The sequence below is a fragment of the Scytonema sp. NUACC21 genome, assembly GCF_054684315.1.
Genome location: NZ_BAAFZH010000058.1, coordinates 62,458 through 68,833, shown reverse-complemented (window position 1 = coordinate 68,833; position 6,376 = coordinate 62,458). Strand labels below are relative to the sequence as shown.

4 protein-coding genes are annotated in these 6,376 nt (G+C 40.4%); 2 read left to right on the top strand and 2 right to left on the bottom strand.

The features are described from left to right. On the top strand, nt 1-1,951 hold a 1,951-nt coding region (locus ACYRY3_RS09025; protein ID WP_460201353.1), incomplete at its 5' end, for a RecQ family ATP-dependent DNA helicase. An 81-nt stretch (nt 1,952-2,032) separates the two neighbouring features. On the opposite strand, the gene ACYRY3_RS09020 is transcribed toward ACYRY3_RS09025, so the two are convergent. Continuing rightward, nucleotides 2,033-4,306 carry a glycosyltransferase gene (locus tag ACYRY3_RS09020; RefSeq protein ID WP_460201352.1) on the bottom strand — a complete coding sequence of 758 codons (2,274 nt, stop codon included), beginning with the start codon at nt 4,304-4,306 and terminating at the stop codon, nt 2,033-2,035. 530 nt (nt 4,307-4,836) lie between these two features. Between ACYRY3_RS09020 and ACYRY3_RS09015 the strand changes: the two genes are divergently transcribed. Beyond that, nucleotides 4,837-5,553, top strand: coding sequence for a DUF4079 domain-containing protein (locus ACYRY3_RS09015; RefSeq protein ID WP_460201351.1), 717 nt, complete (start codon nt 4,837-4,839; stop codon nt 5,551-5,553). A gap of 269 nt (nt 5,554-5,822) precedes the next feature. On the opposite strand, the gene ACYRY3_RS09010 is transcribed toward ACYRY3_RS09015, so the two are convergent. Then, nucleotides 5,823-6,167, bottom strand: coding sequence for a hypothetical protein (locus ACYRY3_RS09010; protein WP_460201350.1), 345 nt, complete (start codon nt 6,165-6,167; stop codon nt 5,823-5,825). Nucleotides 6,168-6,376: the final 209 nt, after the last annotated feature.

Sequence of the window (6,376 nt, the reverse complement as noted above, 5' to 3'; positions counted from 1 at the left end):
AGCTTTGATGCAAGACCAAGTGGAAGCACTGCGAAATAACGGTATTGCTGCTACATTTCTCAATAGCAGTCTGAATGCCTATCAAGTGCGATCGCGTGAAGAAGCTCTCATCACCGGTAAAGTAAAACTACTCTACGTTGCTCCAGAACGTTTAATCAGTGAAAGATTTCTCCCTTTGCTCGATCTCGTCCATCACCAAGTTGGTATTTCTGGCTTTGCTATTGATGAGGCGCATTGTGTCTCAGCATGGGGTCACGATTTTCGCCCGGAGTACCGCCAACTGAAGTTATTACGCACGCGCTTTCCTGGTGTTCCCGTTTCCGCCCTCACCGCTACAGCAACTGAGCGAGTCCGCACTGATATTATCCAACAACTGGGGTTAAATCAACCCAGTATCCACATTACTAGCTTTAACCGCACAAACCTTTACTATGAAATCCGTTCTAAAACAAGGTATGCTTACGCGGAACTGTTGGAACTCATTCGAGAAGCGCAAGGTTCGGGAATTATCTATTGCTTGACCCGGAAAAAAGTTGATGAACTCACTCTTAAACTCCAACACGATAAAATTTCTGCCTTACCTTATCATGCTGGATTAACTGATGAAGAACGCAATAAAAATCAAACTCGGTTTATTCGCGATGATGTGCGCTTTATAGTGGCAACAATTGCCTTTGGTATGGGAATTAATAAACCGGATGTAAGGTTTGTCATTCACTTTGATTTACCCCGTAATATAGAAAGTTATTATCAAGAATCAGGCAGGGCAGGAAGAGATGGAGAACCATCTCGCTGCACCCTTTTTTATAACTATAGTGATGTGAAAACTATTGAGTGGAGTATTAATCAAAAAAGCGATCCACAAGAACAGTTGATTGCCAAACAACAGCTACGGCAAATGATAGACTATGCCGAGGGGACGGACTGTCGGCGCACAATACAATTGGGTTATTTTGGAGAACGTTTTGCAGGTGCTTGTGGCAATTGTGATAATTGCCGATATCCCAAGCCAGAGGAAGACTGGACAATTGAAGCAATGAAGTTTTTATCTTGTGTGGCTCGATGTAAAGAAAAGTATGGCATGGGTCATATTATAGATGTATTGCGGGGAGCGAAAACCCAAAAAGTTACTCAAAATGGACATGACAAACTCTCTACCTACGGTATTGGCAAGGATAGGAGTGTAGATGAGTGGCGGTTGCTGGGGCGTTCTCTGTTGCACAAGGGTTTTCTAGAACAAACGAGTGATGGTTATGCTGTCTTAAAACTTAATGCCCTAAGCTGGGAAATTATGCGACGACAGCGAACAGTTTTTATTGCTGTTCCAGTAGCACAGAAAATAACCTGGGACAGCAGGGATGAAAAAGCAGCAGAAGTTGAATTGCTTTTACAGAGGTTGCGATCGCTCCGCAAACAAATTGCTGATGCTCAATCTGTTGCGCCTTATGTCGTCTTTTCTGACTCCACACTAAAATTGATGGCACAAACGAAACCCAAAACCGTATCCGCATTTAGTAAAATCTCTGGAGTAACCAGTCATAAAGTTTCCCAATACGGCGATCGGTTTTTGGCAGAAATTCGCGCCTACTGTCAAGAACAAGGTTTGTTAGAGCAAAAGCTGAATTCTACACCTTCTGATGAATTACCATCAAATACAGAACTTTACACCTTTCAACTACACAAACAGGGTCTTAGCATTGCAGAAATTGCTCAAAAACGCAACCTCAGCTCTGGGACAATTATCCGTCACCTTTCGGATTTGATTGAGAAGAAGCAGCCAGTAGATTTAAATTTATTGGTTCCTGTAGAGAAGCAGCAAAAAATTTTACAAGTCTTAGACATTCTTGGCGACATACCCCTGACACCAATTAAAGAATATCTTGGCGATAGCTTTAGTTTTGATGAAATTCGCCTGGTGCGGGGAAAGTGGCGACAAGATGGGAAGAAGTAAGGTTAGTGGTTAGTTGTTAGTTGTTAGTTGTGCGTTGCTATTGATTGTTGATATGGCTACTAACCACTATCTACTAACTATTCAGACTTTAACAACACTAATTGGTCGCGAATCTACTTTTCTATTAAACAAAATTCGTGGCTTTAGTAAAATTCTAAATATCAACAATAGCGAACTCAACTCTCCCGGTGTACTTTCGCGCTTCCACTGTCCGGGACGACAAAATAACATCTCTATAAGACGACGCTGTTGATTCATACTGACTGATTCAAATCTGACTCTTACTGTGGGAAATTCATCTTTAAACCCAGTCCAAACAATTTGTGAATCAATCAATAAATTTTCCTCTACAATGTCTACTTGGATAGGTAGATCTTTAACTAAATTAAAAGAAGGTTTTTGAGTGAGCGCAACTTCGGCACCTCCTTCAGAAATCATTGTGGTCACTCCCCAAACACTGCGCTCTCCACAACTTAACCTTACAATTCTTCGTAAGTCAAACCATTCATGTATATCAGTTTTGGGGGCATCAATCAAAATCAACAGGGTCATGCTAATCATCACCAAGTTGTACAGACTCCACAGCCAACCCAAGTGAAGACCTTTTATTTCTTGGGCAATGTCTGATGGTACTGTTGAAGCCCAAAAACCTAGCCCCAGAGAGATTGCCATATTTTGCCATAAACTCAAAGCAGTGGCAATGAATAAAATAATTAGAGGTAAAGCTAAACCCCAATTGAAATGATATCGCTTTCTCAGCGCTCCTTTTGGGGTTACTTTAAACCCTTTTGTAAAAGGATTGAGCATGACTTGTATCACAGTTATTGCCAAAGGAAAACAGATGACTAAAGAATATATATCTGCTAGTAAAGCCGATCGCGAGCGATGATTCAACCAAGCAAAGGTTACGATGTTGATTAAGTAATAAGGTAAGAAAAAATAGATGAGTTCTGCTGCCGTCGCTTTCAGGGGAATTACACCTAGAAATGAATAAGCAAGCGGCATAAAGAGAAAATAAACACGAGCAATACTCGTAAACCAAGATAGCAATCCTTCTAAATGAGCTAATCTTTGGATGGGATTCAGCCCCGGTATAGTTAAAGGATTGGATTTAATAAAAAACGCTTGCAATGTGCCTCTTGCCCAACGTATTCTTTGAATAGCATAGGCAGAAAAGTTTTCTGCTGCTAAACCTGCGCTGAGTTTTTCGTTCAGATAAATTAAACGGTGACCTTTGGCAGATATACGAATTCCAGTGTAGTAATCTTCACTCAAAGAATCTGTGGCAAAACCACCTACCTCGTTCAGTGCGCTGCGTCTCACGATAAAGGACGTACCAGCACAAATAACACTACCAGCGGCATCCCGAAAGGGCTGAATTTGTCGATAAAATACTTCTTCGTCAGACGTGAGCACATTTTCTAAGCCAAGATTCCGGGCTATGGGGTCAGCATTATAAAAGCTTTGGGGTGTCTGCACAAGGGCTATGTTCTCATCTTGAAAGAAGCCAACTGTACGAGTGAGAAAGTTTTTGGTAGGAACAAAATCTGCATCAAAAACTACAATCAATTCACCATGAGTTTTACCTATGGCATGGTTCAAATTTCCCGCTTTGGCATATTTGTTATCCGGACGTGTTATGTATTCGCACCCCAGTTGGTCAGCCAATTCTTTCATTTCAAGACGTTGGGTATCATCTAAAAGATAAATTGTTTTGTGAGGGTACTCTAGAGCTTGGCATCCAATAATTGTCCGTCGCAGGATAAAAACAGGTTCATTGTACGTGGGTATCAAAATATCCACAGATGGTGTAAACCTACCCTCAATAACAGCGACTGATTTCTCGTCAGCTTCTCGGTGGCGGCTTTTAACGTCGAACGTTAAAAATAGCTGGATTATGGTACACAGCACCATGAACATTTCAAAGAAAAATAACCCCAGGCTAAAGGCTCCATTCAGGGGATTGTTCAGATTCAGGGTAGATAGCGATCGCCATATAATATACCGAAAAGCGATGATGAGTAAAATCCCTACAACAAAACGTCGCGACCAAACACGAGGTTGAGGGGAAATTTTCATCACACCCAAGACTATGAGAAACAGCAATACGCTAGGTGCTAATAAATACTGCACTGTCACCCTTGGCACTTCCAGCCAAATTGGGGGGTTTTCCTGTAGCTGATGAATTTGAGTAAAGAATTGGCTAATTTGGTCTTCGCCTGCAAACCATGCTACAAGAATGATGCTGACGAATATAACATTGCTTAATAAAAAAAGTGTCGCTTTTTTAAATGGCAAAATTTTCCTAAAAAAGAAAAATTTTGGATTTTTTCTTTTTAACTGTGTGGTTGACATTTCTCAATCCTCTTGAATCCGTTTTTATCAGCCATCTTTTGAGGAAAACTCACTCTATGCGTCTCGAAACAATTTTGATGCCTAATCCACATCACATTGTAAATAGGGATCGGAAATCAAAATTATGGCAAACCCAGGCAGTGAATTATCTTTTCAGCCAATTACGACTTCCTTGTTTTACCGCTCTTTTCTTTACTAACAGGTTGTATCTTGTGACAAAAACATCTGGCAATGTAAACTCACTGAGATTAAAAAGATTATGGGCAAATTAGATTTGTAAATATTTGTAATCTACTCTACAACAAATAGCCAATTATCTGCAACAAGGATAAAACAGAATCCTTACACCTATAGGAATCCGAGAGTGATTTTTGAAACATACGTAGGTAGGGATATGCAGCACAAAACCTAGATATGGTGAGCAGTGCCTACCGACATTACTGAGAAACTTTTCAAGAATGATTGAGGAGCGATATATATTAAAACCAAATGAAAAACAAGGTTCTCTGGTAAGAGTAAAAAGGTGCTATATGGAGTCAGCAGATTTTCTTCGTCTTGTCCATCCAGCGATCGCAGTATTTTTTGTCTTTCCTCTGATTGGAATGGTGGTTAATTTTGCATGGCAAACACGCCAGCGTCGCTTGCAATCTAAAGACTCACAGAAAAGCAAGATTCCCCCAGTAGTGGGAGTGGAACACAGACAGCTAGGCAATTGGTTAACAGGTGCGGTTGTGGGAGTAGTTTTAATAGGACTTGCCCACCCAATTGGGAAAAACATTATCAAAAAGCAAATATGGAATCAAAACAATTTCCAAGTCATTTTCATTCTGTTGATATTTGCAGCTACCATCGCCTCTTTGGTAGTACTGTATAAAGCAAAACAACCAATATGGCGGGGAGTATTTGCCACTTTAACTGGTGCGGGTATTGTGATTCTTGGCTGTCAAGATGGAGTTTTTCGCCGTACAAATGAATGGTATTGGTCTCATTACTACTATGGAATTGCCGCAGCTTTGCTAATGATTTTTTCCTTAGCAATTGTTCCCGAAATTTACAAAGATAGGTCGAATCGTTGGCGTACAGTTCATACAATTTTAAATTGCATTGCTTTGTTACTATTTGTTGGACAAGGTATAACAGGAACACGAGACTTACTCGAAATTCCTCTCAGTTGGCAGGAGCCTTATATTTATCAATGTGATTTTGCTAATAAAACTTGTCCCACACCCAATCCCCAACCTAAGTAAGAAATACTCATTGGTAGAGACGTGCCATACAACGTCTCTAAAAAAGGTTTAAAAACTCATAAACTCATATTTTGTATCACAATCTCCCAAGCAAAAATCACAGGCAAAGCGTATTATTTATGAAATTTATGAAATTTGAGAAACCCAGTAACTTTTACGAAACTGGGTTTCTGAGGTCGGGCTATTGTCACAAATCAAATAGGACTGCTATATGAGCAAGTCGATAGATTTGATTTTTTACAAATGATGTGCGGGCTACTATACGATCGTTATCGCCTTCTATTGTCGTAGTCGTCTCTATCATCTCGAACGCGATCGCTAGTATAATATTCGTCTCGTTCGCGCTCGGTTATGCGATAATCATCTCTATCGTCACGGGTGCGATCGCGCTTAGGGTTGTTATCTTCTTTTAACTCCCAATCCTTAGACTCTTGATAAACTTCAGACAAACTTTCCAAGCTCTCAACCGCACATTCTAAAGCTTCAAAATATTGTAAAACAGTCTCTGCATTGTCTGGAGAAGTTCTCCAATCCAAAACTTCATCTGCTCTCTCTTGTAACCTTTCAACCAAATCAATTTGACGCTTCAGCAGTTTTTCTATTTGAGAGTCCATACACCTGCCTCAATATCATTAATTAGTTATCACTAAGAACAATTCCTGTAAGACGAATTAGAATGCAGCGAAGGAATGTTCTTTCATTGCCACCAAAGGTCTTTTGACACTCCCCTGCCTAAAGGTTAGAGGATTCTACATTCGCTGACTCGCCATTAGACAGCAGGGTTCCCCCAACTGCCCAAGAAGGCAAATCTCCTGTAGCGTAA